Genomic DNA, 26420 nt, shown 5'->3' with positions numbered 1-26420 from the left:
CCTCACCCCTTGTCCAGGATCTGCTGCACCGAGGCGTCGGCGTCCTTCAGCAGCGCGGGGATGTCTGCGTTCTCGTCGCTGAGCACCTTCTGCACGACCGGGTCGAGCGCGCCGTACACGGCCTGGGTCTGGGCGGGCGGCTCGGCGACCAGGGTGAGGTCGAACATCCGCGAGGTGTAGCCGGTCATCTGGTCCAGCGGCACGTTGACGTAGTCCTTCACCCAGCCCTGGTAGGTGGTGTAGGAGGTCTCGTCGAAGATCGGGAAGGTCGGCGTCCCCACGGGCTGCTCGGCAGCGGTCTGGGTCTTCGCGTCGGCGACGGCCGCCGACTCGTCGGTGTACTTGCGGACCCGGAAGAAGTCCGCCCAGGCCACGGCCGCCTCGGCCTCCGCCTCGCTCGCCTTGGCGCTGACGACGTTGACCGAGCCGCCGCCGAGCGCGCCGGCGTCGGCCGAGTCCCCCATCGGGACCGCGGTGAGCCCGTACGACTTCGGGTCGATCGCCGCGGTGGTGACGAGGGAGTTGTAGACGTCCGAGCCGCTGATGAACATCGCGACCTTCCCCGCCGCGAACGCCTGGTTGATGCTGTTCCAGTCGTAGGCCGTGCTGCCGGAGAAGGACTTGTCGGTCCAGCGCATGTCGTGCAGCAGCTGGAGCGCCTCTTCCGTCTGCGGGTTGTCGACGGTCGCGGTGAACGTGTCCCCGTCCTGCGTCTCCATCCGGCCGCCGAGGGCGTAGGTGAGGGTCGTGAGGATCCAGCCACCGGTGTTGCCCGTGGTCATCTCGGCATAACCGGTGGCACCGGTCCGCTCGTTGATCTGCTTGGCCGCGGCCCGCAGCTCCTCCCACGTGGTCGGCGGCTTGTCGGGGTCGAGGCCGGCCTTCGTGAACAGGTCGCGGTTGTAGTGGAGCGCGTTGGCGTAGACGTCGGAGGGCAGCCCGTAGACCTTCCCGTCGGTGCCCTGCGCCGCGGCCAGCACCGTCGGGTTGAGCTGGTCGAAGTAGGGCAGCTCACGGACCTCCGCGTCGACGTCGGCGACCTGCTTGCGCTCGACGAGACCCTTGGTGTCGGTGAACGGCACCCGGAACGAGATCGGGAGCGTGCCGCCGGAGAGCTGGGCGGGGAAGGTCTGTGCGTTCCACTGCCACTCCACCGGTTTCACGGTGATGTCGGGATGCTCCTTGTTGAAGGCCGCCGCCTGCGCCTTGACGGCGTCGATCGTGGCCTGCTTGTCGCCGGGGCGCCAGCCCTCGACGGTGATGGTGACGCCGTCGCCGTCGTCCGACGTCTCGCCGCAAGCGGCGAGCGAGCCGAGCACGACAGCCGCGACCGCGGCGAGCGCGACGCTGCGCAACCGAGTGGTTCTCATGGTCTGTCTCCTGGATGTTGTGGTGGGGTCTCAGGTCGTGGGCCGCAGCCAGACCGCGGCATCGGGAAGGAGCCGGCCCGCCTCGAGCGGCGAGCTGGCGAGCCAGACGTGGTCGCTGCTCGGCAGCTCCACGGGGGTGTCGGTCAGGTTGACCACGCAGGCGAAATGGGCGCCGCGGCGGAAGGCGAGGATCCCGGGGGCGGTGTCGATCCAGCTGAAGTCGCCGGTGACGAGGTCGGGGTGCGTACGCCTGATCAGCAGCGCCATCCGGTGCAGCGAGAGCATCGAGCGCGGGTCGGCCGACTGCGCCTGCGCCGTCCGCTGCGCCCAGCCCTCGGGCTGGGGCAGCCAGGTCTTCACGCCTGCCGGGCTGAAGCCGTACGGCGGCCGGTCCCCGCTCCACGGCAGCGGCACCCGGCAGCCGTCCCGGCCGGGGTCGACGCCACCGCTGCGGAAGTGCATCGGGTCCTGGATCCGGTCGGGCGGGATGTCGGCCTCGTCCAGGCCCAGCTCCTCGCCCTGGTAGAGGTAGTACGCCCCGGGCAGCCCCATCGCCAGCATCGCCGCCGCGCGTGCCCGCCGCTCGCCGAGAGCTCGGTCGGTCGGGGTGCCGAAACGCTTGGTCTCGAAAGCGAACGCGGTGTCCGCGCGGCCGTAGCGGGTCACCGGCCGGGTGACGTCGTGGTTGGAGAGCACCCAGGTGGCCGGCGCATCGGCCTCGCCGTGCACGCGCAGCGTCGTCTCGATGGAGGTACGCAGCGCCTCGGCGTCCCACGGCGCGGTCATGAAGTCGAAGTTGAACGCCGCGTGCAGCACGTCGGGGCGCAGGTAGCGGATGAACCTGGCGGTGTCGGGGAGCCAGACCTCGCCGATCAGGGCGCGGTCGGTGCCGTACTCCTGGGCGATCCGGCGCCAGCCGCGGTAGATCTCCTGGAGCTCCTCGCGGTCGACGTAGGGGTGCTCGCCCGGTCGCGGGTCGGCGGGGACGTCGGGGAGGTCCGGGTCCTTGGCGAGCAGGGCGGCGGAGTCGATCCGGATCCCGGCGACTTCCCGGTCGAACCAGAACCGCAGGATCTCCTCGTGCTCGAGGCGTACGTCCTCGTGCTGCCAGTTGAGGTCGGGCTGCTCGGCGGAGAAGAGGTGCAGGTACCACTGCTCGGGGACGCCGTCGGGGGTCGTCAGCCGGGTCCATGGCGTGCCGCCGAACTCCGAGGTCCAGTCGTTGGGCGGCAGCTCGCCATCGGCGCCGCGGCCGTCTCGGAACCAGAACCGCTCCCGCTCGGGTGCCCCGGGCCCGGCGGCGACCGCGGCCCGGAACCATCGGTGCTGGTCCGAGACGTGGTTGGGGACGATGTCGATGATCGTGCGGATGCCGAGCTCGAGGGCGTCCCGGATCAGCGCCTCCGCCTCGGCGAGGTCGCCGAAGACCGGGTCGATCGCACGGTAGTCGGCGACGTCGTAGCCCCCGTCCGCCATCGGCGAGGGGAACCACGGGGTGAACCAGATCGCGTCGACCCCGAGGTCGCGCAGGTAGGTCAGGCGGGCCCGCACCCCGGCCAGGTCACCGGTGCCGTCGCCGTTGGCGTCGGCGAAGCTGCGCGGGTAGATCTGATAGATCGCCGCGGAGCGCCACCAGTCGGCGGGGCGCTCGGTGAAGACCGGGAGCGACGCCGGTGCCGGCTCGCTCCGTCGAGATTCCGTGGCGGTCACGGGCACTCCGTTCTCGGCAGTTCACACTCATGTGATCGCCATCACCTTGACGGCGTGCAGCGACCGTAGAGCCAGCCACAGAAGGAGCGCAAGAACTTGACAGTGCGTAATTAATTTCAGGACTTTGCGCGCCGGCTTGCGGGTCCGGTAGACCGCCGGACCACCAGCTCGCCCTCGAAGAGCAGCTCGTCGACCGGCCCGAGGGTGCCGTCGATCTGGCTCACCAGGAAGTCGACCGCCGCCCGGCCCATCGCCTCGATCGGCTGCCGGATGGTGGTCAGCGGCGGGTCGGTGAACGCCATGAACGCCGAGTCGTCGAAGCCGATCACCGACACGTCCGCAGGCGTCGAGAGCCGGGCCCGGCGCACCGCCCTGACCGCGCCCAGCGCGAGCGGGTCACTGGCGCACACGATGCCGGTCGCGCCCTGCTCGACCAGGCGCGCCGCAGAGGCCTGTCCGCTCTGGAGCGAGTAGAGGCTGCGTACGACCAGATCCTCGTCGAACGGCACCCCGGTCCGGTCGCAGACGGCGCGGAAGGCAGCCAGCTTGCGCTCGGAGGGAACGTGGTCACGCGGGCCCAGTACCAGCCCTATCCGCTCGTGCCCGAGCGCGATCAGGTGCTCGGCGGCCTGCTCCATCGCATCGGCGTCGTCACAGACCACGCGGGGAAACGGCAGGTCGTCGATGGCCGCGTTGATGAGCACGACGGGAAGGTTGCGGCCGGCGAGACGGTCGTAGTGGGCATGGCCCGCGTCCCGCTGCGCGTAGGCGCCGCCGGCGAAGACGACCCCGGCCACCTGCTGCTCCAGGAGCAGGTCGACGTACTCCGACTCGGTCACACCGCCGGCGGTCTGCGTGCACAGCACCGGGGTCAGCCCCTGCTGGGCGAGGTGGGCGCCGAGGACCTCGGCGAGCGCCGGGAAGATCGGGTTCTGCAGCTCGGGCAGCACCAGACCCACCAGCCTGGCGCGCTCACCGCGAAGCTTCACCGGCCGCTCGTAGCCGAGCACGTCGAGCGCGGTCAGCACCCGTTCGCGGGTCGCCTCCGAGACCCCCGGCTTGCCGTTGAGCACCCGGCTCACGGTCGCCTCGGAGACCTTGGCGCGGGCGGCTGCGTCGGCAAGACGTCTACTCATGAGCGCAAGAATATAACCGCTTTACGCAAGCTGTCTGCAAGCGTCGTCGCCCTTGACGCGTAATTCAATAAGTGATTTAGTCACTTCCTGTGACCAGCAACACATCATCGCTCTCTGAACGCATCGCCGACGGGATCGTCGCCATGATCGAGGCCGCGGGCCTGGAGCCGGGCGACGCCCTGGCCTCCTCCCGCGAGCTGGCCAAACGGTTCGAGGTGACCACACCGACGATCCGGGAGGCGCTGCGCCGCCTGGAGGCGACCGACGTGATCCGCTTCCGGCACGGATCGGGCACCTACGTGAGCGGCGGTGTGAACCGGCGGCTGCTGGTCAACCCGCATGTCTCGGAGTCGCGCAGCGAGTCGGTCCTCGAGCTCCTCGACGCCCGGATCGTGCTCGAGCCGCCGGTCGCGGCGGCCGCGGCCGCGCAGCGCACCGACGAGGACCTCACCGCGCTGACCCTCTCGGCCGACAACTCGCTCAAGCCGCAGTACGCCGACGAGCGGCCCGAGCTGCACTTCCACGTCGCGCTCGCCGGCGCCTCGGGCAACCTGCTGCTGCGCGAGACCGTCGAGGCGCTGCTGCAGGTGAGGGCCCGCGACCAGATCGAGATCCGGCACCGCTACACCGACCGCGACCGCGACCACGCCGACCACCTCCGGATCGTCGAGGCCGTACGCGACGGGGACGCCGACGCTGCGGCAGCTCTGACCCGCGAGCACCTGGTCGCGATCCGCGAGGCGATCGCCTCCACGCTCGGACCGGAGCAGGCCCGATGACCGCGAAGCTCGCGGAGATGACCACCCTCGAGGCCGCGGCGGCCGCCGAGAGCGGGACGGTCGTGGTCATCCCCGTCGGCGCGTTCGAGCAGCACGGTGCCGGACTACCCCTGGCCACCGACCAGATCCGCGCCGAGGCCCTCGCCGACGCGGTGGCCGAGGCCCTCCCCGGCAAGGTCGTCATCGGTCCGGGCGTACCGGTCGGCGTCTCGCCCCACCATCAGGCCTTCGCCGGCACGGTGAGCCTGCGCCCGGCGCTGTTCGCCGCCGTCGTACGTGAGTACGTCGAGTCGCTGGCCGCTCACGGCTGGCGCCGGTTCCTGGTGGTGACCGGGCACGGCGGCAACAACGCCACCCTCGGCACCCTGGCCCAGGAGCTGCTGCGCGACCGCCCCGAGCTCGAGCTCGCCTGGGCGCCGGTCACCGTCCTGGCCAGGGACGCCGTGGCCACGATGGAGCTCAGCCCGGTCTCCGGTCACAGCGGCGAGGCCGAGACCGCCCAGATGCTGCACATCGCCCCTCATCTCGTACGTCAGGAACTGCTCGCCCCGGGCACGACCGCGCCCGACCAGCTCGACCCGTTCGCCCGGCTGGCCCGCTCGGTGAGCCATCCCGCCGTGGCGCTCCCCTACGACCGGCTCTCCCCCACCGGTGTGCTCGGCGACCCGCGTCGCGCCACCGCCGAGGACGGCCGCGCGATCCTCGCCGAGGCGACCGACCGCCTCGTCGCCTTCATCAAGGAGTGGCTCGACACCTAGGCCACCCGCCCCTCCAGCTCGGGACCCGACCGGGACGCGCACCGCGTCGCCGGGCGATCCAGCACACCCTCATGCCCCCCAGATGATGCCCCGAAAGGAGCACGACATGTCCCCACGACACCTCCGCCTGCTGGCGCCGGCAGCCGCGGTCGCCGCCGTGGCCGCGCTGTCCCTGGCCCCGACCGCGACCACCGCGCTGACCTCGACCTCGGCCCCGGACCGTGCGGCCGGCGAGACGACGCGCTGTGCCAAGCCCACGGACCAAGAGCCCGACAGCAGCCAGAAGTACGAGCTGACCAGCGGAGACCTCGAGCGCAGCTACGTGCTGCGCCTGCCCGAGGGCTACGACCGCCGCGACGACTGGCCGCTGATCCTCGCCTTCCACGGCCGCGGCAGCACCGGCGTCGAGGTCGAGGGCTTCTCCGAGCTCTCCGACCTCCCGGCCGTGGTCGCCTACCCCGACGGTGCGATCGGCACCGGGTCCGGCTACCGCAAGGCCTGGCAGGGCGCACCGTACGAGGCCCCGGACGTCGACGACGTCGCCTTCACCCGCGACCTGCTCGCCGCGATCGAGGCCGACCACTGCATCGACACGACCCGCGTCTATGCCACCGGTAAGTCCAACGGCGCCGGCCTGGCCGCACTCCTCGCCTGCCAGCTGCCGGACACCTTCGCGGCCGTCGCCCCGGTCGCCCCGGCGCTCTACCCGGGCACCCGGACCGGCTGCGCAGAGGCGCCACCGACGCCGATCCTGGAGATCCACGGTGTCGCCGACGCGACCATCCCCTACGCGGGCGACGCCGACCGGGACCTGCCCGCGATCCCCGAGTGGGTGCAGGGCTGGGCCGAGCACAACGGCTGCACCACCTCCACCACCCGCACCCGCCGCGACATCGCGACCACCCGGTGGACCGGATGCGACCAGGACGCCGAGGTCCAGCACGTAGCCGTCGCCGGCGGGGGCCACGTCTGGCCGGGCGGCGACATCTACTCCGGTGGCGGCCACGTCACCCACACCATCGAGTCCGCGACGGTGATCTGGGACTTCTTCTCCCGCCACCGCCTCACCAGCGAAGGGTGACTGACATGACCAGCACCGCAACCCCCACCAGCAGCGAGAGACTGCCCTGGATCATCCGCGCCATGGGCGTCGTCGAGCGCGTCGGCAACGCCCTCCCCCACCCGTTCTGGCTCTTCTGGATCCTCGCCGCGATCCTCGCCGTGATCAGCGCGATCTGTGCCGCCGCCGGCGTCTCGGTCATCTCCCCCAGCGACGGGGAGGAGGTCGTCGTCCAGAGCCTGCTCAGCGGAGAGGGCCTGGCGATGGCGGTCTCGACGATGGTCTCCAACTTCGCCGAGTTCCCGCCGATGGCGACCATCGTCGTGGTCATCATGGGCGTCGCCGTCGCCGAGCGCACCGGTTTCCTCACCGCCGCGATGAAGACCGGCATCTCCCGGGTGCCCGTCGGCTGGGTGGTCTTCGCCGTCGCGTTCACCGGAACCGTCGCCCACGTGGCCTCGGCCGCTGCGTACATCATCCTGGTCCCGCTCGGCGGGCTCGCCTTCCGGGCCGTGGGGCGCTCGCCGATCCTCGGGATCGTGGTCGCCTACACCGCGATCGCCAGCGGGTACGACGCCAGCCCGATCCCCACGCCCAACGACGCGATCTTCGCCGGCATCACCACCGCCGCGGCCCAGATCGTCGACGAGAGTGCGTACGTCTCCCCCGTCAGCAACTGGTTCTTCAACATCGCCTCCTCGCTGCTGCTGGCCGCGGTGATCACCCTGATGACCAAGTTCGTCCTCTCCAAGCGGCCCGACCTCGACGCCGACGAGGATGCCGACGACGGCGACTTCGGCACGCTCGAGCTCGACGGCCGCGAGCGCCGGGCGCTGCGCTGGTCCCTGGTGAGCCTGCTGGTCGCGATCGTGGTCGTCGCCGCCGTCGTGATCCCGCCGTCCTCTCCCCTGCGCGGCGAGGACGGGTCGCTGACCGAGTCGCCGTTCCTCACCGGCATCGCCGCGATCGTCGCGGTGCTCTTCGGCCTCGCCGGCACCGTGTACGGCACGCTGTCCGGTTCGATCACCAAGGCCGGCGACGTACCGGCGCTGATGGGCCAGGGGATCAAGCAGATGGCGCCGGTGCTCGTGCTCTTCTTCGCGATCGCGCAGTTCCTGGCGTACTTCGAGTGGTCCCACCTCGGTGACGTGCTCGCGGTCAACTCCGCCGAGGCCCTGGAGACCAGCAACATCCCGGTGTGGGTGGTCTTCCTGCTCGTCCTGGCGCTGCTCAGCGTCGTCAACATCATGGTCACCAGCGGCTCGGCGATGTGGTCCATCGCCGCGCCGGTCCTGGTGCCGATGCTGATGCTGCTCTCGGTGCCGCCGGAGACCACCCAGGCGCTCTTCCGGATCGCCGACTCCGGCTCCACCGCGATCACCCCGATGAGCCCGTACTTCGTGATGGCCCTCGGCTTCCTGCAGCGCTACCGCAAGGACGCCGGCATCGGCACCCTCGCCTCCTACACGCTGCCGCTGGCGATCGCGATGAGCCTGGCCTGGACTGCCCTGTTCTTCCTGTGGTGGGCGCTCGGGATCCCGCTCGGGCCGGGCGCTCCGGTCCGCTGATCCCTCTCCGGCAGGGCCGGCCGGGCTCGCCTCATGCGCGCCCGGCCGGTACCGGCTCAGGTGACGGTGAAGGCGAAGGCGCGAGTGCTGCCGCCTGCTCCTCGGCGAGCTTCTTGTAGAGCCGCCGCAGCCGGACCACACCGAGGTCGTGCTGGTAGAGGTTCTCGGCCTGGTCGGCGTCCTCGGCCATCGCCTCGAGCATGACCCGGTCCTGCTCGAGCACGTGCCAGTGGCGGGCCTCGAGCTTGGTCCGGTAGAGGAAGCGCCACACGTCGCGCTCCCAGCCGCTGACCTTGCGGTAGCGCCAGAAGAACACCGCAGTGGTGCCCGCGTCGATCGGGGTGCCCATGCCGACGATGCCGAACGAGCCGCCGGGGCCGGCGGTCGGCGGGTACGGGATGGAGAGGTCGACCCAGTCGATGCCGGTACGGCAGAACTCGACCCAGTCGAAGTTCACGCCACGCTGGTCGGTCTTCTCGAAGAAGAACCCGCGGTCGGTCTCGCGGATCCGGAACCTCGCCTCGACGTCACCCCCGAACATCGAGTGCGACTCGCGGTGCAGGAAGGCCCCGTGCATCGGGTCGAGGAGGTTCTCCATGGCGTAGCGCCACGGGGTGTCCCACTCGGCGTAGCAGAGGAAGGAGGAGATCTCCTCGTCGACCAGCGGGTCGGGCAGCGCGACCGGGGCGGGGTCGGGGTGCTGCTCGTCGCCGATGTAGGCGAGGATCGCGCCGCCCAGCTCCTGCAGCGGCGGGCTGGGGACCAGCGTCTTGCCCTCCAGGTTGCAGCCGGGCAGGCCGGGCACCGAGACGACCTTGCCGGTGCCGTCGACCTGGACACCGTGGTAGGCGCAGGCGATCTTGCTACCGAGGTGCTGGCCCTGCGAGAGCGGCGCGCCGCGGTGGGGGCAGCGGTCCTCGAGCATCCGCAGGGTGCCGTCGGACTCCCGGAACAGCACCCAGTCGATCCCGAGCCGGCGCACCTTGTGGACGCCGCCCTGCGGCACCATCTCGGAGGGGCAGATCGCGTACCACTGGTTGCGCAGGCCGGTCGCGAGGATCTGCTCCGCGCTCAGCTGTCGTTTCACCATCGGTCCCATGGCTCAGTCCTCCTGCTTCCCCGCCGCGGCGAGCTCGGCGATCGCTGTCGTGAATCCCTCGGCGGTCCACTGACCGCCGCCGGGGGCCGGGATGCCGAGCTCGTTGAGCCCGTCGACGAGACCCGGCAGGTCGTGCCGTCCGCCGCCGAAGACCTCTTCGATGGCACCGGCGAGCTTGGTCTCCCACGGGGTCGTCTCGGTGACGGCCGCCTGGATCGGCGCTAGATAGCCCATTGCTGTGTTCTCCCTCGTGTGCAGTCGATGCGGCGCGTCAGATGTCGAGCGCCAGCTCGGGGGTCCGCGCCCGGGAGACGCAGATCATCATGGTGGTTCCGGCCGCCTGCTCGGTGTCACTGAGCAGGGAGTCGCGGTGGTCGGGGGTGCCGGCCAGCACCTTCGTCTCGCAGGTGCCGCAGATGCCGTCGCGACAGGAGCTCGAGACCGTGATCCCGGCGCCCTCGAGGGCGTCGATGACCGGTACGTCGGCAGGCACCTGTACGACCCGGCCCGAGCGTCGGCAGTCGACGGCGATCGGCTGCTCGCCGTCGGGGTCGACGTCGATCTGCTTGGCCTTGAAGCGCTCGACCTGGAGCGTCCCTTCGGGCCAGCCGGCGGCGTGCTCCTCGACGGCGGCCAGCAGCCCCTCGGGTCCACAGCAGTAGACCAGCGTGCCCGGGTCGGGCGTCGGCAGCGCGGCGGCGAGGTCGAGCCGGCCGTGGGTCTCCTCCGGGATGACCCGCACCCGGTCCTTGTACGCGGCCAGCTCGTCGAGGAACGCCATCGAGTCCTCGCGGCGGCCGCCGTACCACAGCTCCCAGTCGGTGCCCTGGCGCTCGGCCTCGGTCAGCATCGCGAGCAGCGGGGTGATCCCGATGCCTCCGGCGACGAAGACGTACCGCTTGGCGGGCAGGAAGTCGAAGTTGTTGCGGGGGCCGACCACCCGGAGGCGGTGGCCGGGGCGCAGGCCTTCGTGGACGTACTCGGAGCCGCCGAGGGCGGCCTGCTCGCGCAGCACCGCGACCCTGTAGCCACTCCGGTCGGCGGGGTCGCCGCACAGCGAGTACTGCCGCACCAGCGACCCCTTCAGGGTCAGGTCGACGTGGGCGCCCGGGCTCCATTCCGGCAGCTCGTGGCCGTCGGGGTGGACGAGCCGCAGCGACAGTACGCCGTCGGCCTCCAGGGTCATCTGCTTGACCAGGAGCTCCAGCTCCTGCTCCTCGGTGGCGGCACTCATGACGACCTCCTCGTGGTCGGGTCGGGAACCTTGACCGGCGGTGTGAACGGCCGCGGCATCGGGCCGAAGGAGGCCAGGTCGACCTCGACCAGCACCGGTCCGCGCCGGGCGACGGCCCGCTCGAGCTCGGTCGCGGCCTCGGCGGCGGTGCCGATCCGCTGGTAGTCGAGCCCGAGAGCGCCGGCGAGCGCGGCGAAGTCGGGCGTAGTGAGGTCGACTCCGGCCCGGTCCACGCCGCGCGCCTCCTGCATGTTGCGGAGCACGCCGTAGCCGCCGTCGTTGAAGACCAGCAGCACCAGCCACGGCCGTTCCTGGGCGAGCGTGAGCAGCTCACCGAGATGTACGGCCAGGCCGCCGTCACCGGCGATCACCACGGTCGGCTCGTCGGGACGGCCCATCGCGGCACCGAGTCCCATGCCAAGCCCCTGGCCGATGCCGCCGCCGCGCGGGAAGACGTTGTCACGGGGGTCGTAGACCTCGAAGAGTCGGTTGCCCCAGGACGAGGACGCGATGGTGACGTCGCGGGCGAGCACCGACCGGCGCGGCAGCGCGGAGCGCAGCGCGTCGGCGAGCACGGCGTGGTCGCCGAGCCCCTCGCGCTGGGTGGTGCGTACGTCCTCGCGTGCCCGCGTCACCCGGGCCCGCCACTCCCCCGCGACCGCGCCGCGGCGGCGGACCGCGGCGGTGAGGGACGGGAGCACGTCACGGGCGTCCGCGGCCACCCCGGCGGCGATCGGGAAGACGCGTCCGAGCGCGGCCGGATCGAGGTCGACCTGGACATGCACCGCGGGCAGGACGAGGTCGTAGTCGCGGGTCTCGTTGGAGCGGAAGTGGGTGCCGATGCTGAGCAGCAGGTCGGCCTCGGCGAGCAGCACACCGCCACCAGGGGTGGCGCCGTAGTTGCCCACCACGAGCAGGTGGTCCTCGGGGACCGCGCCGCGGCCGGAGTTGGAGGTCAGCAATCCCGCGCCCCAGGCGTCAATGAGCTCGGTGAGTGCCGCCCCGGCCTCGGCGACGCCGCCACCGGCCCAGATCAGCGGGCGTTCGGCGGCGACGACAAGGTCGATCAGCTCGTCGATCCCCGCGGGAGCGCCGGGGCCCGGCTCGGCAGAGGACTCCTCGACCAGGGTGACGACCTCACGCTGCGGCAGGTACTGCAGGTCGATGGGCCACTCGACGCTCACCGGGCCACCGGCCCGGCCGGGACCGCCGAGGGCCCGGTCGACGGCGGCGCGCAGGATGCCGGCCGACTCCTCGAGCGAGGGCACGCAGACCGCGTCGAGCGAGACCGCCTCGAGCATGCCGAGCTGGTCCTTGGTCTCATGGATGAAGCCGCGTCCGGAGCCGAGGTAGGCCGACTCGACCTGCCCGGTCACGTGCAGCACGGAGGTGGCCGAGCTCAGCGACTCGACCAGCGAGCCGGCCGCGTTGCCCGCGCCGGTGCCGGTGCTGGTCAGGGCGCAGCCGAGGCCGCCGGTCGCCCGGGCGTAGCCGTCGGCGGCGTTGACGGCGCTCGCCTCGTGGCGTACCGGCACGAACCGCAGCTCGCGCGAGACCGCCTCGACGAGCGGCAGGTTGTGCACGGAGATGACGCCGAAGACGGTGTCGACGCCCACCTCGCGGAGCACCGCGACGAGCAGGTCGCCGCCGTCGGCGTAGGTCACCACATCGGGTGCGGGGGCGGTGGTCAGGTTGGTCATCTCGGTCTCCTCAGGCCACATAGCGGGCAACGCCGCCACACACGTCGAGCGCCGCACCGGTGACGTACGAGGCGCGGGGGGACAGCAGGGTCACGACCATCGCGGCGACCTCCTCGGCCCGGCCGAATCGGCCCAGCGAGATGCCGCGGTCGTCGGCGAGCTCACGCTCGAAGGCCTCGTACGAGTCCGCGTGCTCGTCCGTCTCGAAGCGCCGACGCCACTGGCCGGTGTCGATCAGCCCGAGGCAGACGCTGTTGACGCGGATGTCGGGTGCGTACTCCGACGCCATCGACTTGGTCAGGTTGAGCAGCCCGGCGCGCGCGGCCGAGGTGGTGACCAGGCGCGGCTCGGGCTGGCGGGCGAGCACCGCGTTGATCGTGACGATCGCGGCGGCGTCGGAGGCACGCAGGTGCGCAAGCGCGGCGCCGGTCACGTTGAGGACACCACCGAACTTCAGGTCGAGCTCGTCGCGGAAGTCCTCGACGGTCGCCTTGTCCAGCCCGAGCATCCGGGACTGGCCGGCGTTGTTGACCAGCCCGTCGATCCCGCCGAACCGGGCCACGCCCGCCTCGACCAGCGCGTTCACCTGATCGGCGTCGCGTACGTCGCAGCCCATCGCGAGCACCCGGTCGGCCGGCGCGCCGAGGTCGGCGAGCGCCTTCTCGAGCACGTCGAGACGGCGGGCGCAGGTGATCACGTTCGCGCCCTCCTCGAGGAGGGCGGCGACGGTCGCGAGGCCGACGCCGGAGCTGCCGCCCGTGACGAGCACGGTGCGATCGGCGAGGTGGAGGTCCATGGTGTGTCCTGTCAGTGGAAGACGAAGCCGCCGTCGACGACGAGCTGCTGGCCGGTGATGTACGCGGCCTCGGGGCCGAGCAGGAAGGCCGCGGCCCCGACGACGTCGGCGGGCTCCTGGTCCCGGGTCAGCGCCCGGTTGTCGCGGTAGAGCTGGTGGCGGTGCTCGGGGATCTGCTGCGCGGCCTCGGTGGTCGTCAGACCGGCAGCGAGGGTGTTGACGGTGATCCCGTACGGGCCGAGGTCCCGGGCCATCGCCCGGGTCAGCGCCGCCAGACCGCCCTTGGAGGCGATGTAGTGGGCGAGGTTCGCCGAGCCGTAGAGCGCCGAGTCCGAGCCGATGTTGAGCACCCGGCCGCCGCCGGCCTCGATCATCCCCGGGACGACCTCGCGGCTGACCAGCCACGGGCCACGCAGGTTGACCGCCATCAGCGAGTCCCACTCGGCGGGGTCGATCTCGTGGACCGGCTTGCCACCGACCCCGTCGGCGCGGGCGGCGTTGTTGACCAGGCCGTGGACCGGCCCGGTCTCCTTCACCATCGCCCGCACCGAGGCGTGGTCGGTGACGTCGACCGGGACGGTCGAGACGTCGTGGCCCTCCTCGCGGAGGGTGGCACCGGCCGTCTCCAGCCAGTCCTCGCGGATGTCGGCGAGCCACACCCGGGCCCCGGCCTGGGCCAGGCGCCGGGAGATCGCCAGCCCGAGGCCGCGACCCGCGCCCGTGACCAGAACCGGTGCACCGTCGAGACTCATGGGTCAGTCCCGGGTGACGCCGTGCATCGCGGAGGTCTCCGGGTACGTCGGGACCTGCGGCTTCTGGGCACCGATGATGACGCAGAAGAGCGCGTCGGTGTCGCCGTTGTTCTTCAGGCTGCGCGGCACCCCGGCCGGCACCACGATCATGTCGCGGTAGCCGAGGGTGCGCTTGACGACCTGGCCGTCTCGGTGCACGCCGACCTCCACCTCGCCCTCGAGCACGAAGAAGGCCTCCTCGGCGTCGTGGTGGGTGTGCTCGGGGCCCTCGCCGCCCGGGGGCAGCAGCATGTTGGAGAAGGTGAAGCCCTGGGACTTGATGGTGCGGTTGTCGTTCTCGTGGTTGCCGGTCGCGCCGGAGCCGACGTAGCGGACCTGGGCACGCTTGAACTGGTCGCCCGCCTTGGCCTGGAAGCCGAGGGTGTCCCAGTCCTCGTGGCGCGAGGCGCGGGTCAGGATGATGGAGTCGGTGAACTCCTCCAGGCTCTCGGCCGTCTCGTACGTGAGGGGCTGCTGGGTGATCGACATGGGGTCGTTCCTTTCGTGCGGTGTTCGTTTTCGGTTCGGGGTGGGTGAGGACCGTCAGCCGTAGAGGCGCTCGACGATCCCGACGAAGGAGGAGAGCCAGGCGTTGAACGCCTCGGGCGACTCCTGGTTGGCCAGGTGGCCGGCGCCGCGCAGCGTCACCAGGACCGCGTCCGGGATACCGCCGGCGAGCGCCTGCGACTCGGTGATCCCGGTGACCTGGTCCTGGTCGCCGCAGAGCACGAGCGTCGGGGTGTCGATCGCGCCGAGCTCGGCGGTCAGGTCGGTCGCCGCCATCGACTCGGCGGCCAGGGCGTAGCCCGGGACCCGGATCGAGTCCCGCATCGTGGCGACCACCCGGTCGACCAGCTCGCCCGGGGCATCCGGACTCACCAGCCGCGGCCCGCGACCGCTCGCGAAGCCGGCGCTGCCTGCGGCATCCAGCTCGGCGGCCCGCGTACGCATCGCCGCAGCCTTCTCCGGCGACGTGCCGGAGCCGCGGCTCGCATCGGCGAGCACGAGGCTGCGGACCAGCTGCGGGTGGCGGGAGGCGAGCCGGACCGCGATAACCCCGCCCCAGGAGACACCCAGGACGTGGACCGGGCCGGCTGCTGCGTACTCCTCGATGACGGCGGCCGCCGCGTCGGCGAAGCCGTCCAGGTCGAGCGCGGTCTCGGGGTCGGCGGAGCGGGCGTAGCCGGGTGCGTCCCAGGCCAGCAGCCGGAACTCGCCGGCGAGCGCCGCGACCTGGGGTGCGAACGAGGCCGAGCTGGAGCCGATGCCGTGCAGGCACAGGATGGTCGGGCCGCTGCCGGTGTCCTCGACGTGGACCCCGGTGGCGCGGAGCGTGGTGGTGGTCATCGCGGGCCTCAGATGATGCTGACCGCGCCGACCGGGCGGCCGACGAGCATGGACAGGGACCGGACCACGGCACGCGAGACGACGCCGCTGGTACGCGGGTTGGCCGCCGAGGGGTGGTTGCGGATCTCGAAGCGGTAGCTGCCCGCGTCCGCGTCCGCCTCGATGACATGGCTGGTCAGCGAGGCGGCCGGGTCGGCGACAAGGCGCACCTCGACCAGCTCCAGATCGCCCACGGCCAGCCCGACGGTCGCCGCGACGTTGAGCGAGCGCGGGAAGTAGAGCGCCGCCTCGGCGGCGGAGCCCTCGAAGATGGTCGTCGGCCCGCTGGTGGCGCGGATCCGCTCCTGGGTCTCGTCGTCCATCCACGGCTGCAGCAGGGTCGCGGGCAGCTTGGTGGTCGTCACCGACGCCCGCTTCACGGCACCGTGGCTGGCAGCGCTGACCAGCAGGTCGATACCGCCGATCGCGCCGGAGGTGATGAACATCCGCCCCGGACCAGCAGCCTTCAGTGCGCCGACCAGCTCCTGGTCGGCCAGCGCTCCCGCCGAGGTGATCAGCAGGTCGCGACCGGCCTCGAGGATCTCGACCCCGTGCCGGGAGACGACCGCCTGACCGGCGCACTCCACGATCACGTCGCTGCTCTCGATCGCCTTGGCGAGCCTGATCTGCGGCACCGGGCACTCGCCGACCGGGGTGTCGTTGACGACTCCAACGACCTCGACGTCCTCGACCGCGCCGGCCACCAGGGCCTCGATCACGGGCCGACCGATGGCGCCGGCGCCGATGATGCTGACCTTCGTCATCGGGCCACCTCCGCCAGCTCGCGGGCCGTCGCCGGGGCGTAGGCCGCGGCCAGCTCGGGACGGTCGGCGAAGACGCCCGCGTCCTCGATGCCGGCCATGTGGCTGCGTACGTCCTTGGACGGCGGGCCCGCGGTCCCCCACAGGTCGGACAGCTCGGGGACCCGGCGCCACACCTTGCACAGCCACTGGTCCTCGACGACCTGGGCGACGTCGGAGGTGTACTCGCACACCAGCCCGGCGGGGTCGGCGAAGTAGGAGAAGGTGTTGTTGCCCGGACCGTGGCGGCCAGGACCCCACAGCGGGGTGACGCCCTGCTGCTTGAGCGAGCCGATGCCCCGCATGAAGTGGTCCATGCTCGGCATCTCGTACGCCACGTGGTTGACCGAGGTCCACGCCGCCTGGTTGAAGGCGATGCTGTGATGGTCGGTGTTGCAGCGCAGGAACGCCATCTGGTGCTCGGACCAGTCCGAGACCCGCATCCCGAGGACGTCGGTGTAGAAGGCCACCGCACGGTCGATGTCGACCGTGTTGAGCACGACGTGCGTCACCCCGATCGGGACCGGACGGTCCCGGTCGAGCGGCTTCACGGCGTGGACGTCGGCGACGAGCTCGATCACCCTGCCCTCGGGGTCGGCGAAGCGGATGCCGTAGCCGCCGCCCGCCTGGTCCAGGGCACCCGGCTCGGTGAGCATCGGGATCCCCCGGAGAGCGAGCCGGCGCGCGGCCTCGTCGACCTCGGCCGGCGTACGCACCGCGAACGAGATGGCGCCGAGGCCGTTGCGTGCTGCGCGGGTCAGCTGGAGGACGTGGTGGTTCTCCCCCGTGCCCCGCAGCCAGGTGTCGTCGTGGTCCTGCTCGATGACCGAGAGGCCCCAGACCTCGGAGTAGAAGTCCGTCGACTCGGTGAGGGTCGGCACCTGCAGCTGGACGCTGCGCAGCGAGTGCAGTGTTGCGATCGACATTCCGACTCCTTTCTCTTTGTGGTTAATATTTAAGTGCTTAGTCTTTTTCGTGTCAAGAGGAACCCATGACCCAGGTCACCTTGCGGAACCCCTTTTTGGTGCCCGGTCAGCCGGCCCAGGGGTGCGGCGCCTCGTCGAGTCCCCAGTAGAGGCTCTTTTGGCGCGTGTACTCCGCGATGCCGCGACGACCCTTCTCGGTGCCGAGGCCGCTCTCCTTCATCCCGCTGAACGGGGTGGAGATGCTGAACTGCTTGTAGGTGTTGATCCACACCGTGCCGGCGTCGATCCGACGGGCCACTCGCCAGGCGGTCCGGTAGTCACCGGTCCACAGGCCGCAGGCCAGCCCGTAGACCGAGTCGTTCGCACGGGCGACCAGGTCGTCCTCGTCGTCGTAGGTGAGCACCGAGAGCACCGGCCCGAAGATCTCCTCCTGGCAGGTCGGCGAGGAGTTGTCCAGGCCGGCGATGACGGTCGGGCGGTAGTAGGCACCGGCTTCGTACGCCTCCCCGTCGGGGACTTCACCACCGACCAGCACCTCGCCGCCGGCCGCGCGGGCACGATCGACGTGGCCGGCCACGCTGTCGCGATGCCGGTGATGGACCAGCGGCGCCACCTGGGTGAGCGGGTCGAGCCCGTGGCCGATGCGCAGGCGCGCGACGGCCTTGACCAGGCGTTCGAGGAACTCCTCGGCGCGGGCGGAGGGCAGGAAGAGCCGCGATCCGGCGATGCAGCTCTGCCCGGAGCTGGAGTAGATGCCGAACAGGATCCCCGCGATCGCGGCCTCGACGTCGGCGTCCTCGAACACGATGGTCGGGGACTTGCCGCCCAGCTCGAGCGTGACCGGCATCAGCTTCTCGGCCGCGGCGTGCGCGATGAGGCGGCCGGTCGTGGTGCCTCCGGTGAAGGAAACCTTGCCGACGCCGGGGTGGCGCACGATCGCGTCGCCGACGACCGATCCCCGGCCGGGCAGCACCGAGACCAGGCCGGAGGGAAGCCCCGACTCGGTGATGATCCGGCCCAGGGCGAGCGAGACCAGCGGGGTCCACTCGGCCGGCTTGAGCACGACCGCGTTGCCGGCGGCGAGCGCGGGCGCGATCTTCTGGGCGTCGCTGGCGATCGGCGAGTTCCACGGGGTGATCGCGCCGACCACGCCGATCGGCTCGTGGACGCTCATCGTGAGCGAGTGCCCACGCGGCGCGGTCAGCTCCTCGTCGAAGGTCTCCAGCGCGGCAGCCAGGTAGCGAAAGGTGCCCGCAGCGCTGGCGACCAGCGCCGAGGTCTCGGTCAGCGTCTTGCCGGTGTCCCTGGTCTGCAGCCGGGCGAGCCGCTCGGCCGAGCCCTCGATCCCCTCGGCGATCCGGTGCAGGTGGCGCGCCCGCTCTTGCGGGAGCAGCCTGCCCCACGCGGCGGCGGCCTCCGCTCCGCGGGTGACTGCCTCCTCGACATCGGCCTCCGAGGCGTGGTGCACGGTCGTGATCACGCCGCCGTCGGCGGGGTCGATGCTCTCCGACCCCGATCCGCCGCCGCGACGCCACTCCCCCGCGACCAGGATCTCGTCGGCCGGGACGACCGTGTCCGTCAGGTCCGGAGCACTCACTGGGAGATCTCCTCCAACGTACGCTCCCGGGTCTCGACCGCGAACACGACCGTGGTGAGCGCGCCGACGACGGCGACCGCACCCATCACGATGAACACGTCGGCGATCGAGAACCCGCGGCCGATCAGGCCGCCGACGACCAGCGGGCCGACGATGATGCCGAGACGGCCGAACGCCCCACCGACACTGACGCCCAGCGCCCGCATCCGGGTCGGATAGAGCTCTGCGGTGTAGACGTACAGCGCGAGGTTGACCGCGAAGATGAACATCGCCGAGGCCGCCGACCAGAACAGGACGGTGCTTGCGCTGGTCGCTCCGGTCGAGGCGAGCACGAACAGGGTGGCCGCACTGCCCAGCATCGCGACCGTGATCGCCGCTCGGCGACCGACGATGTCGATGGTCAGCGCGATGACGATGCAGCCGAGGATGCCGGCGACGCTGGTGGCCACGCTGTAGCGCAGCGCGGTGTCGACGTCGAGATGGAAGACCCGGCCATAGATGGTGGGCAGCCAGGCGGCGATGCCGTAGTTGACGAAGTACGCCGTGAGCCAGGCCGTCGCCAGCATCAGCGTGCGCCGCAGATAGACACCCTGGAACAGCTCCGAGAGGCGGGCCCGGCCCTGCCGGACCGCCTGCGTCGCGCTGGTCGCAGGGGCGGGCAGCTCACCCTTCTGCGCGGCGACCTCCGCCTCGATCCGGCGCGTCGCCTGGTCGGCCTCCTCCAAGCGACCGCGGGCGGCGAGCCAGCGGGGCGACTCCGGGACGCGACGCATGAACGGCACCAGGATCAGCGGGATGGCGCCGAGCGCGAACAGCCAGCGCCACCCGAAGGCAGGCACGACCCAGGCCGCCACCAGCGCCGAGGCGACCAGTCCGGCCGGGAAGATCAGCTCGTAGATCAGCACGAAGCGACCGCGGCGGTGGGCGCGGGTGATCTCACCGATGTACGTCGCCGCGACCGGGACCTCCGCACCGAGCCCGAAGCCCTGGACGAAGCGGAGCACCAGGAAGATCCACAGCGTGGAGGTGCCCGCCATGAGCAGGCTCATGACGGCGTACAGCACCAGCGAGCCGACGAGGACCGGCACCCGGCCGACCCGGTCGGCCAGCCAGCCACCTGCCAGCGCGCCGAGCAGCATGCCGATGCCGCCGATGGCGATCGTCCAGGCGATCATGCCCGGGTTCAGACCGAAGAACGGGATGAGCACCGGCAGCGCGTAGGCGATCATCAGCTGGTCGAAGCCGTCGAAGAAGGTGGCCACGCCGACGAGCACGCGGGTCTTGACGTGCCAGCGCGAGAGCGGCAACCGCTCGAGCCGGGCACTGATCTGCTCGGCCGTGACGGCCGGCGGCACCGGGGTGATGTTGACCATGTGAGGGTACTTTCGGTTCGCAGCACTCTACAGACGAATAATCCCTAAGTGCTTAATCGTTAAGTGCTTAGAGTGTGCGGTGCGTCACGATCCGCCGTCAACCCCCTTCGTGTTAACTTCCTGTCTCGCGGAGCCCGAGTCGGCTCGTACACTGCGACCATGAGTCACACCGGATCCAGCGTCGATCAGCCCTCGGGCGGCGATGACGCGGTCGACGCGATCGTCTCCCAGTGGACACACGAGCGCCCCGACCTCGACCCCTCTCCCATCGCGCTGTTCGGGAGGGTGCACCGGATCTACCTGCGCTACCAGTCGGTCCTGACCACGGTCTTCGGCCGCCATGACCTCAACTCGGCCTCGTTCGACGTCCTTGCCGCGCTGCGCCGCGCGGGCGCGCCCTACCGCAAGACCGGCCGCGAACTCGCGAACGGATCGCTGCTCTCCTCGGCAGGCGTGACCTTCCGGCTCGACCGCCTCGAGGCCGCCGGACTCATCACCCGCCAGCGCGACGCGGAGGATCGCCGCGTCGTCTACTCCCAGCTCACCGACCAGGGCCTCGAGGTGATCAACCGCGCGATCGAGGACCACCTGCGCGCGGAGAACGCACTGCTCCACCACCTGACCAGGGAGGAGCGCGACGAGCTCGCCAGGCTGCTCAGCAAGCTCGAGCGCTCCATCGTCGAGGCCGACTTCGACACCGACGGCGAGGTCGCCTCCTGAGACGTCCCCGGCCGTGAGCGAGGCCGATGCCTGCGTGGACCAGCAGGCCGGCCCGTACCTGACCGGTTTCCTGAAAGACTTCACCCGTGAACGTACTCATCAGCGCCGACGAGCTCGCGACCGCGCTCGCCTCCGACCGGCCCCCGGTCCTCCTCGACGTACGCTGGCAGCTCGGCGGCCCTCCCGGACACGAGTCCTACCTCGGGGGCCACCTCCCTGGCGCCGTCTACGTCGACCTCGACACCGAGCTGGCCCGCCACGGCGCGCCGACCGACGGCCGCCACCCGCTCCCCGAGCTCGCGGACCTGCAGGCCGCCGTCCGCCGCTGGGGCATCTCCGCAGATGACACCGTGGTCGCCTACGACGCGGTCGGGAACACCTCCGCCGCCCGCGCCTGGTGGCTGTTGCGTTGGGCGGGCGTCGCCGACGTACGCCTCCTCGACGGCGCCCTCGGCGCCTGGACCTCCGCCGGGCACCCGCTGGCCACCGACGACGTCGTGCCCGCGCCCGGCACGGTGACGCTCACTCCGGGCCACCTGCCCGTGCTGCCGTTCGAGCAGGTCGAGGCGTACCAGGGTCTGCTGCTCGACGCCCGCGCCGCCGAGCGCTACCGCGGCGAGGTCGAGCCCGTCGACCCGAAGGCGGGACACATCCCGGGTGCGGTCTCCGCCCCGACGGCCGACAACCTGGGTCCCGACGGCCGCTTCCTGCCCGCCGATGAGCTCCGGGCCCGCTTCGCGGCGCTCGGTGTCGAGGCGGACTCCCCCGTGACCGCCTACTGCGGCTCCGGCGTCACCGCCGCCCACCAGATCGCCGCACTGGCGATCGCCGGCCACGACGCCGCCCTCTTCCCCGGCTCGTGGAGCCAGTGGAGCAACCACGACCTCCCGGTCGCCACCGGCTGACCCACAGGCCCGCGCGATGCGGGTCATGGCTCGCTCACAGGTGGCGGGGCGACGGTGGGAACACCGACACCCCACAGGAGCCCCGATGCCCGACCACCTCGACACGTTCGCCCTGACCATCTCCACAGGCACCGCGCCGACGCTGATGCCGCTCGGTGCCGGCTCGGCCGACCTCACCGCGCTCACCACCGCCGTCCTCTTCTACGACGCCGGCGACCCGGCCACCGCGGCGGAGGTCGAGTGGGCGACCGCCGACGGCACCCTCCAGCACGCCGTGCTCAGCCACGACCTCGTCTCGCTCGGCTGAGGACGGCACCGTGTCCGAGGACCCCGACACCCCGGCCAGCTCGACGCCGATCACCCGACGCAGGCTCCTCGGCGTCGCCGCGCTCGCACTCGGCGCCGGTGCCTTCGCCGGCGCGATCGCGGCCAACGACGCGGAGCTCACCGAGGCGACCGAGCTCCCTTGACCTCAAGTCGGCTTCATCTTCGACCATGAAGACACACCGACGAGAGATGGAGCTGCACCATGACGGAACCCAACGACCGACCCGCCGTCACCGTGATCGGGATGGGAAACATGGGATCGGCGCTCGCCCGGGCCTACCTCGAGCGCGGCTATCGGACCACCGTCTGGAACCGGACCGCCGACAAGGCCGAGGCGCTCGCCGACGCCGGCGCCGTGGTCGCCTCGACCGCCGCGAAGGCGGTGACGGCCAGCCCGATCACGATCCTGAGCCTGCTGGACAACACCGCGGTCGAGGACGTGCTGGATTCGGTCGGCGAGGCAGCCGCGGGGCGGATCCTGGTCAGCCTGACCAGCGGGTCCCCGGCCCAGGCGCGTGCCAACGACGCCTGGGCGGCCGGGCACGGGGCGGCGTACGTCGACGGGAAGGTCATGGGTGACCCGCCCGACGTCGGCACGCCCAGGATGTCGCTGGCGTTCAGCGGGAACCGCGACGCGTACGAGATCGCCCGGCCGGCGCTGCAGGAGCTCGGCTCCGTCCTCTACCACGGCCCGGACGCGGGGTATGCCGCTGTCGAGTTCAACGCCCAGGTCGCGATGGGCTACGAGTTCCTGATCGGATACCTGCACACTCTCAGCCTGGTCGAGGCCGAGGGCATGGACCTGGAGGCGTTCACCGAGCGGCTGGCCGGGTCGCTGAACGGCTATGCCGGGCTGTTGCAGCTGATGGCCGGCGCCATCAAGAGCGGGACGTACGGCCCCGACCTCGGCGACCTCGACGTCCAGGCCGCGCTCATGGCCGACCTGATCGGGCACCGGGAGTCGACCGGCGTCGAGGCCGTACGGATGCGGGAGGTGAAGGCGCTCATGGACCGCCGGATCGGCCAGGGCCACGGCGACCAGGGGTTCTCCAGCATGTATGAGCTGCTACGCCCCTGACGTCTGTGCCTCCCAGGCGGCGACCTCCGCCTCGGAGCGCAGCACGCAGAGCTGGTTGCCCTCGGGATCGGCGAAGATCACCCAGCCGGTCCCGGGGCCGTACTTCCCGCGGTGGTCGGCGATCTGGGTCGCGCCAAGCTCGAGGAGCCGCTCGACCTCCTCGTCGCGGGTGCCGGTGCGCGGGCGCAGATCGAGATGGATCCGCTTGGCGGGCAGTTCCTCGGCGGGCACCTCGATGAACAGCAGTCGGTGGCCGGTCTCCGGGTCGAGGATCATGCACTCCTCGTGACCGGGGAGGTTCGGATCACCCTCCACGTCGACGTAGCCGAGCAGGGCCTTCCACCACTCCGAGAGCGCGTACGCGTCGTGGCAGTCGATGGTGGTGTGCGAGACGAAGAGGGTCATGCCCACATCGAAACGTACGCGCACACCCGAGTCCACCGGTTATGACGGTCACACAGGCGGGGTCAGGCGGGCTCGACGACCTTCTCGTCGATGAACTGCGGGAGCAGCTCGATGGCGATAGGCGCGGCGGCGTCGATCTTCTCCTGCGGCACGTCGCAGATCCGCAGGCAGGTGGCGGCGATCGCCCAGGCCTCGCGGCACGGGATCCGACGGGTCGGGTCCTCGGTGCGCATGTTGATCACGCCCTCGACCTGCTGGATGAGCAGGTCACCCAGTTGCTTGCGGCTGACCGTCGAGCGCACCGTCTTCGAGGCGATCTCACCGGCCAGGTGGGCGTAGTGCCCGGCCAGCTCCGCGTGCTCGTTGCGGAACTCGTCGTAGACCTCGCACTTGGCCACGTCGGGGAGCTGGTAGAGCATGCCGACGTTGTGCGGAACGTCGGCGAGGGTGCGCACGTCGACGAGGACCAGCAGGTAGAGCGCGGTCTCGTAGTCGAGCGGCGGCACCCGGTCGAGGATCTTCTCGACCTTGTCCGTGGTCGGGCGGACCGACCGGCGGAGCAGCTCGCCGAGGATCTCGTCCTTCCCCGCGAAGTGGTAGTAGAGGGATGCCTGGCGGATGCCGACCATGTCGGCGATCTCGCGGGTAGACGTCGCCGCGAAACCCTGGGAGACGAACAGCCGCGATGCGGCATCCAGGATCTGGTCGCGCGGTGAGGTCGTACCTGAATCGGGAACATGCCTAGGGCGGCCGGGCCGAGAACGCCTAGTTGTCATGTTGCCCATCTAACTCCCATCCAGACTTTCAAGGAAGACTTGAAAGGACTTTATCCTCTACAAAATATGAGCCATAAGACCTATAGGACATAGTTCGATCGGGCTATGTCCACGATGTGCGTGTTTGCGTCCGCCAACACCCGGACACATACGCCGGAAGCCCCCATGCACGGCAGGCACCGGGTCGCGCCACTCGGTTCGGCGCTGTCATCCGGCTGTTACCCACCGTCAGAGTGGCTAACGACGATGTGGGTGACAGGTCACGCATCTGTTGGACATTCGTGTAACGCCTGTGGCGACCACCACATGATCTTCGAGCGACCCGCTCGACTTACTCGTGCTTAGATCCTCAGCATGATCCGCCGGACCGCGCCCGCCACCGTCCTCTTGGCCCTCGTCGTCCTCGTGACCGGCCCCACGGCCGGTCCTGCGGCCGGCGCGGCGATGCCGCCGAACCCGTACGCCGGGCCGGACGGCACCTGGAACATGCACGGCGACGCCGGAGCCTCCGACACGACGCCGTTCGAGGGCCCGGGCGCCGACCCCTCCCCCGCGCAGCCGGTCCCGCTGCCCGCGGTGTGCCCGACGATCCTCAGCGGAGCCGACGGGATGGTGCAGGCACTGTGCACCGAGTACATCGACCGGGCGCCCAGCCTCTACCTCCTCGACCCGACCACACTCCTCCCCGTCGCCCGGCGCCATCTCTCCGCCGGCTCGCTGCTCGGTGGTGTCTATGCCTACATCGACGACGAGTCGCGACTCGTCACCGTCGACGGATCCGGCTCCCTGCTCTGGCTGGCGCACTCCAGGTCGGGCCTCGGCTGGTCGATCGACGTGGAGCGCGAGGTGCCGCTGACCCTGCCCGAGGGCGACGCGGTCACGACCGTCGGACCGGGTTACGACGCCAACGTCTGGTTCGCGACGGCCCAGGGCCGCGCCGGGTACGTCACGCCCGATGGCGACGTCGTCACCGCGAGCCTCGGGACCGGCGAGGAGAAGGTCGCCAACTCCATCTCCAGCGCCCCCAGCGGCGTCGCGGTGACGACCGACCACGCGACGTACCTCCTGCGCGCCGAAGGCGACGAGGTGCGGACCGTCTGGCGGCAGGCCTACGACCGCGGGGAGGCCCGCAAGCCGGGACAGCTCAGCCACGGCAGCGGGTCGACGCCGACGTTCTTCGGGGAGCGTACGGGCGCCGAGCTCGTGGTGATCACCGACAACGCCTCCCCGCGCGAGAGCCTTCTCGTCTACCGGGCCCGCGACGGTCGGGAGGTCTGCCGGCTGCCGATCCTCACCGAGGAGAGCAGCGGCACCGAGAACTCGCCGGTGGCCTGGGGGAACTCGGTCTACATCGCCAGCACCTACGGCTACCCCTATCCGGCGCAGGCGACCGAGGACGCAGGCGAGTCCGTGCCTGCGAAGGCGGACTTCGCGGGCGGCATGGAGCGCATCGACGTCGATGGGCGCGCCGGCACCTGCACGTCGGTCTGGCGCAACGAGGTGCCCTCGGCCGCGGTCCCCCGGCTCTCCCGCGGCGAGGACGTCCTCTACACCGTCACCCGCCGCGGCAGCGGGCTGACCTGGCGCCTGGCCCGGATCGACCCGGCCGACGGCGAGATCCTCTCCGAGACCTTCCTCGGCCTCGGACCGCTGGCCAACACCCTGCAGATGGTCGGCACGATCCTCCCCGACGGCACCCTGCTCCAGGGCACGCTCGCCGGACTGGTCGCCGTTCGACGCTGAAACCTCCGGTTCCGGTCCTGATGCTTCGCGAAACCCTCGGAAGCGACCATATCGATCGGATCGCTGCGATTTGGCTTCGGTCACATGTACGCTCGCACGAGCGGCACAGCCGGTCGTGTCGCGCAGAGGCAACAACTCCCCCACACACCGACAAGTGAAATCTCACGGTGCCTGTAGCACCCGTCTCGGGACTCCCCCGCCACGGGTGCGCACCGGCAGGGGGAACGCACATGGGGCAGAGCGACGCGGTCGTCCGGCGGATGGGCGGCCACGCGAGTGCGGCGCAGACGCAGGCGCCGCCGGCAACCGACCAAGTAGGATCCGCACTCGGCGGGAACGGTGATCCCGATGGTCCGGAGCAACCACTCTCGACCCGGAGACGC

At 71.1% G+C, this 26420-nt stretch carries 27 protein-coding genes; 10 read left to right on the top strand and 17 right to left on the bottom strand.

Annotated features, from left to right (window positions below; all coding sequences use genetic code 11):
• Nucleotides 1-2 precede the first annotated feature (2 nt).
• The 3 genes from BLT25_RS14600 to BLT25_RS14590 all read right to left on the bottom strand — a co-directional run bounded on the left by BLT25_RS14600 (nt 3) and on the right by BLT25_RS14590 (nt 4216).
• Nucleotides 3-1370 (bottom strand): ABC transporter substrate-binding protein, encoded by a 1368-nt coding sequence (locus tag BLT25_RS14600; RefSeq protein WP_176883901.1) that lies wholly within the window; start codon nt 1368-1370, stop codon nt 3-5.
• A 30-nt stretch (nt 1371-1400) separates the two neighbouring features.
• A complete protein-coding gene (locus tag BLT25_RS14595) occupies nt 1401-3080 on the bottom strand; it encodes a glycoside hydrolase family 13 protein (RefSeq protein WP_091047139.1) in 1680 nt (559 codons plus the stop codon).
• Nucleotides 3081-3196: 116 nt separating this feature from the next.
• On the bottom strand, nt 3197-4216 hold the full coding sequence (locus tag BLT25_RS14590; RefSeq protein ID WP_091047137.1) for a LacI family DNA-binding transcriptional regulator: 1020 nt from the start codon (nt 4214-4216) through the stop codon (nt 3197-3199).
• An 89-nt stretch (nt 4217-4305) separates the two neighbouring features.
• Here BLT25_RS14590 and BLT25_RS14585 point away from each other — a divergent pair, with 89 nt between their 5' ends.
• The 4 genes from BLT25_RS14585 to BLT25_RS14570 all read left to right on the top strand — a co-directional run bounded on the left by BLT25_RS14585 (nt 4306) and on the right by BLT25_RS14570 (nt 8381).
• On the top strand, nt 4306-4995 hold the full coding sequence (locus BLT25_RS14585; RefSeq protein WP_091047134.1) for a FadR/GntR family transcriptional regulator: 690 nt from the start codon (nt 4306-4308) through the stop codon (nt 4993-4995).
• Nucleotides 4992-5753 carry a creatininase family protein gene (locus BLT25_RS14580; protein WP_091047132.1) on the top strand — a complete coding sequence of 254 codons (762 nt, stop codon included), beginning with the start codon at nt 4992-4994 and terminating at the stop codon, nt 5751-5753. The genes BLT25_RS14585 and BLT25_RS14580 overlap by 4 nt, the downstream gene beginning before the upstream one ends.
• Nucleotides 5754-5859: 106 nt before the next feature.
• On the top strand, nt 5860-6834 hold the full coding sequence (locus BLT25_RS14575; RefSeq protein WP_091047129.1) for a CE1 family esterase: 975 nt from the start codon (nt 5860-5862) through the stop codon (nt 6832-6834).
• A 5-nt stretch (nt 6835-6839) separates the two neighbouring features.
• Entirely contained in the window at nt 6840-8381 is a 1542-nt protein-coding gene (locus BLT25_RS14570) for an AbgT family transporter (RefSeq protein ID WP_091047127.1), read from the top strand.
• A 31-nt stretch (nt 8382-8412) separates the two neighbouring features.
• On the opposite strand, the gene BLT25_RS14565 is transcribed toward BLT25_RS14570, so the two are convergent.
• The 12 genes from BLT25_RS14565 to BLT25_RS14510 form a co-directional block, all read right to left on the bottom strand.
• Nucleotides 8413-9480, bottom strand: coding sequence for an aromatic ring-hydroxylating oxygenase subunit alpha (locus BLT25_RS14565; RefSeq protein ID WP_091047125.1), 1068 nt, complete (start codon nt 9478-9480; stop codon nt 8413-8415).
• A 3-nt stretch (nt 9481-9483) separates the two neighbouring features.
• Nucleotides 9484-9714 (bottom strand): recombinase-like helix-turn-helix domain-containing protein, encoded by a 231-nt coding sequence (locus BLT25_RS14560; RefSeq protein ID WP_091047123.1) that lies wholly within the window; start codon nt 9712-9714, stop codon nt 9484-9486.
• Nucleotides 9715-9751: 37 nt separating this feature from the next.
• Nucleotides 9752-10714, bottom strand: coding sequence for a PDR/VanB family oxidoreductase (locus BLT25_RS14555; RefSeq protein WP_218131340.1), 963 nt, complete (start codon nt 10712-10714; stop codon nt 9752-9754).
• Complete coding sequence (locus BLT25_RS14550) at nt 10711-12414, bottom strand: thiamine pyrophosphate-binding protein (RefSeq protein WP_091047121.1); 1704 nt, start codon at nt 12412-12414, stop codon at nt 10711-10713. Before BLT25_RS14550 ends, BLT25_RS14555 begins: the two co-directional genes overlap by 4 nt.
• A 10-nt stretch (nt 12415-12424) precedes the next feature.
• Nucleotides 12425-13210 carry an SDR family oxidoreductase gene (locus tag BLT25_RS14545; RefSeq protein WP_091047119.1) on the bottom strand — a complete coding sequence of 262 codons (786 nt, stop codon included), beginning with the start codon at nt 13208-13210 and terminating at the stop codon, nt 12425-12427.
• Nucleotides 13211-13221: 11 nt separating this feature from the next.
• Complete coding sequence (locus BLT25_RS14540) at nt 13222-13962, bottom strand: 3-oxoacyl-ACP reductase family protein (RefSeq protein WP_091047117.1); 741 nt, start codon at nt 13960-13962, stop codon at nt 13222-13224.
• A 3-nt stretch (nt 13963-13965) separates the two neighbouring features.
• Entirely contained in the window at nt 13966-14490 is a 525-nt protein-coding gene (locus BLT25_RS14535; RefSeq protein WP_091047114.1) for a cupin domain-containing protein, read from the bottom strand.
• 54 nt (nt 14491-14544) lie between these two features.
• Nucleotides 14545-15348 (bottom strand): alpha/beta fold hydrolase, encoded by an 804-nt coding sequence (locus BLT25_RS14530; protein ID WP_091047112.1) that lies wholly within the window; start codon nt 15346-15348, stop codon nt 14545-14547.
• A gap of 8 nt (nt 15349-15356) precedes the next feature.
• Entirely contained in the window at nt 15357-16151 is a 795-nt protein-coding gene (locus tag BLT25_RS14525; RefSeq protein WP_091047111.1) for an aspartate dehydrogenase domain-containing protein, read from the bottom strand.
• Nucleotides 16148-17113 carry a VOC family protein gene (locus tag BLT25_RS14520; RefSeq protein ID WP_091047108.1) on the bottom strand — a complete coding sequence of 322 codons (966 nt, stop codon included), beginning with the start codon at nt 17111-17113 and terminating at the stop codon, nt 16148-16150. The genes BLT25_RS14525 and BLT25_RS14520 overlap by 4 nt, the downstream gene beginning before the upstream one ends.
• A gap of 106 nt (nt 17114-17219) precedes the next feature.
• Entirely contained in the window at nt 17220-18710 is a 1491-nt protein-coding gene (locus BLT25_RS14515; RefSeq protein WP_176883898.1) for an aldehyde dehydrogenase, read from the bottom strand.
• Nucleotides 18707-20083, bottom strand: a complete 1377-nt coding sequence (locus BLT25_RS14510) for an MFS transporter (RefSeq protein ID WP_091047106.1) — start codon at nt 20081-20083, stop codon at nt 18707-18709. The genes BLT25_RS14515 and BLT25_RS14510 overlap by 4 nt, the downstream gene beginning before the upstream one ends.
• 159 nt (nt 20084-20242) lie before the next feature.
• Between BLT25_RS14510 and BLT25_RS14505 the strand changes: the two genes are divergently transcribed.
• The 5 genes from BLT25_RS14505 to BLT25_RS14490 all read left to right on the top strand — a co-directional run bounded on the left by BLT25_RS14505 (nt 20243) and on the right by BLT25_RS14490 (nt 23113).
• Entirely contained in the window at nt 20243-20803 is a 561-nt protein-coding gene (locus BLT25_RS14505) for a MarR family winged helix-turn-helix transcriptional regulator (protein ID WP_091047103.1), read from the top strand.
• Nucleotides 20804-20889: 86 nt separating this feature from the next.
• Nucleotides 20890-21708 (top strand): sulfurtransferase, encoded by an 819-nt coding sequence (locus tag BLT25_RS14500; RefSeq protein WP_091047101.1) that lies wholly within the window; start codon nt 20890-20892, stop codon nt 21706-21708.
• An 85-nt stretch (nt 21709-21793) separates the two neighbouring features.
• On the top strand, nt 21794-22015 hold the full coding sequence (locus BLT25_RS14495; protein ID WP_091047098.1) for a hypothetical protein: 222 nt from the start codon (nt 21794-21796) through the stop codon (nt 22013-22015).
• A gap of 10 nt (nt 22016-22025) precedes the next feature.
• Nucleotides 22026-22178 (top strand): hypothetical protein, encoded by a 153-nt coding sequence (locus BLT25_RS29905; RefSeq protein ID WP_176883896.1) that lies wholly within the window; start codon nt 22026-22028, stop codon nt 22176-22178.
• Between the two features lie 59 nt (nt 22179-22237).
• Nucleotides 22238-23113: an NAD(P)-dependent oxidoreductase gene (locus BLT25_RS14490; RefSeq protein WP_091047096.1), complete on the top strand. Its 876-nt coding sequence runs from the start codon at nt 22238-22240 to the stop codon at nt 23111-23113.
• On the opposite strand, the gene BLT25_RS14485 is transcribed toward BLT25_RS14490, so the two are convergent.
• Together BLT25_RS14485 and BLT25_RS14480 are read right to left on the bottom strand one after the other, a co-directional pair.
• Complete coding sequence (locus BLT25_RS14485; RefSeq protein WP_091047094.1) at nt 23102-23518, bottom strand: VOC family protein; 417 nt, start codon at nt 23516-23518, stop codon at nt 23102-23104. The genes BLT25_RS14490 and BLT25_RS14485 overlap by 12 nt on opposite strands.
• A gap of 62 nt (nt 23519-23580) precedes the next feature.
• Nucleotides 23581-24294 carry a TetR/AcrR family transcriptional regulator gene (locus BLT25_RS14480; RefSeq protein WP_371113341.1) on the bottom strand — a complete coding sequence of 238 codons (714 nt, stop codon included), beginning with the start codon at nt 24292-24294 and terminating at the stop codon, nt 23581-23583.
• 354 nt (nt 24295-24648) lie between these two features.
• Between BLT25_RS14480 and BLT25_RS14475 the strand changes: the two genes are divergently transcribed.
• Nucleotides 24649-26037, top strand: coding sequence for a hypothetical protein (locus BLT25_RS14475; RefSeq protein ID WP_091047090.1), 1389 nt, complete (start codon nt 24649-24651; stop codon nt 26035-26037).
• Nucleotides 26038-26420 lie beyond the last annotated feature (383 nt).

Origin of the sequence: Nocardioides sp. YR527, from assembly GCF_900101045.1 — a bacterium.
Classification (GTDB): Bacteria; Actinomycetota; Actinomycetes; order Propionibacteriales; family Nocardioidaceae; genus Nocardioides.
Note: the sequence above shows the minus strand (reverse complement) of the source record. Positions and strands in the feature narration are given on the sequence as shown.

Bases quoted from the DNA above. Each gene is read 5' to 3' on its own strand.
- BLT25_RS14600 (WP_176883901.1), bottom strand. From the start codon at position 1,370: ATGAGAACCACTCGGTTGCGCAGCGTCGCGCTCGCCGCGGTCGCGGCT.
- BLT25_RS14590 (WP_091047137.1), bottom strand. From the start codon at position 4,216: ATGAGTAGACGTCTTGCCGACGCAGCCGCCCGCGCCAAGGTCTCCGAG.
- BLT25_RS14580 (WP_091047132.1), top strand. From the start codon at position 4,992: ATGACCGCGAAGCTCGCGGAGATGACCACCCTCGAGGCCGCGGCGGCC.
- BLT25_RS14575 (WP_091047129.1), top strand. From the start codon at position 5,860: ATGTCCCCACGACACCTCCGCCTGCTGGCGCCGGCAGCCGCGGTCGCC.
- BLT25_RS14570 (WP_091047127.1), top strand. From the start codon at position 6,840: ATGACCAGCACCGCAACCCCCACCAGCAGCGAGAGACTGCCCTGGATC.
- BLT25_RS14565 (WP_091047125.1), bottom strand. From the start codon at position 9,480: ATGGGACCGATGGTGAAACGACAGCTGAGCGCGGAGCAGATCCTCGCG.
- BLT25_RS14560 (WP_091047123.1), bottom strand. From the start codon at position 9,714: ATGGGCTATCTAGCGCCGATCCAGGCGGCCGTCACCGAGACGACCCCG.
- BLT25_RS14555 (WP_218131340.1), bottom strand. From the start codon at position 10,714: ATGAGTGCCGCCACCGAGGAGCAGGAGCTGGAGCTCCTGGTCAAGCAG.
- BLT25_RS14550 (WP_091047121.1), bottom strand. From the start codon at position 12,414: ATGACCAACCTGACCACCGCCCCCGCACCCGATGTGGTGACCTACGCC.
- BLT25_RS14545 (WP_091047119.1), bottom strand. From the start codon at position 13,210: ATGGACCTCCACCTCGCCGATCGCACCGTGCTCGTCACGGGCGGCAGC.
- BLT25_RS14540 (WP_091047117.1), bottom strand. From the start codon at position 13,962: ATGAGTCTCGACGGTGCACCGGTTCTGGTCACGGGCGCGGGTCGCGGC.
- BLT25_RS14535 (WP_091047114.1), bottom strand. From the start codon at position 14,490: ATGTCGATCACCCAGCAGCCCCTCACGTACGAGACGGCCGAGAGCCTG.
- BLT25_RS14530 (WP_091047112.1), bottom strand. From the start codon at position 15,348: ATGACCACCACCACGCTCCGCGCCACCGGGGTCCACGTCGAGGACACC.
- BLT25_RS14525 (WP_091047111.1), bottom strand. From the start codon at position 16,151: ATGACGAAGGTCAGCATCATCGGCGCCGGCGCCATCGGTCGGCCCGTG.
- BLT25_RS14520 (WP_091047108.1), bottom strand. From the start codon at position 17,113: ATGTCGATCGCAACACTGCACTCGCTGCGCAGCGTCCAGCTGCAGGTG.
- BLT25_RS14510 (WP_091047106.1), bottom strand. From the start codon at position 20,083: ATGGTCAACATCACCCCGGTGCCGCCGGCCGTCACGGCCGAGCAGATC.
- BLT25_RS14505 (WP_091047103.1), top strand. From the start codon at position 20,243: ATGAGTCACACCGGATCCAGCGTCGATCAGCCCTCGGGCGGCGATGAC.
- BLT25_RS14495 (WP_091047098.1), top strand. From the start codon at position 21,794: ATGCCCGACCACCTCGACACGTTCGCCCTGACCATCTCCACAGGCACC.
- BLT25_RS14490 (WP_091047096.1), top strand. From the start codon at position 22,238: ATGACGGAACCCAACGACCGACCCGCCGTCACCGTGATCGGGATGGGA.
- BLT25_RS14485 (WP_091047094.1), bottom strand. From the start codon at position 23,518: ATGACCCTCTTCGTCTCGCACACCACCATCGACTGCCACGACGCGTAC.
- BLT25_RS14480 (WP_371113341.1), bottom strand. From the start codon at position 24,294: ATGACAACTAGGCGTTCTCGGCCCGGCCGCCCTAGGCATGTTCCCGAT.
- BLT25_RS14475 (WP_091047090.1), top strand. From the start codon at position 24,649: ATGATCCGCCGGACCGCGCCCGCCACCGTCCTCTTGGCCCTCGTCGTC.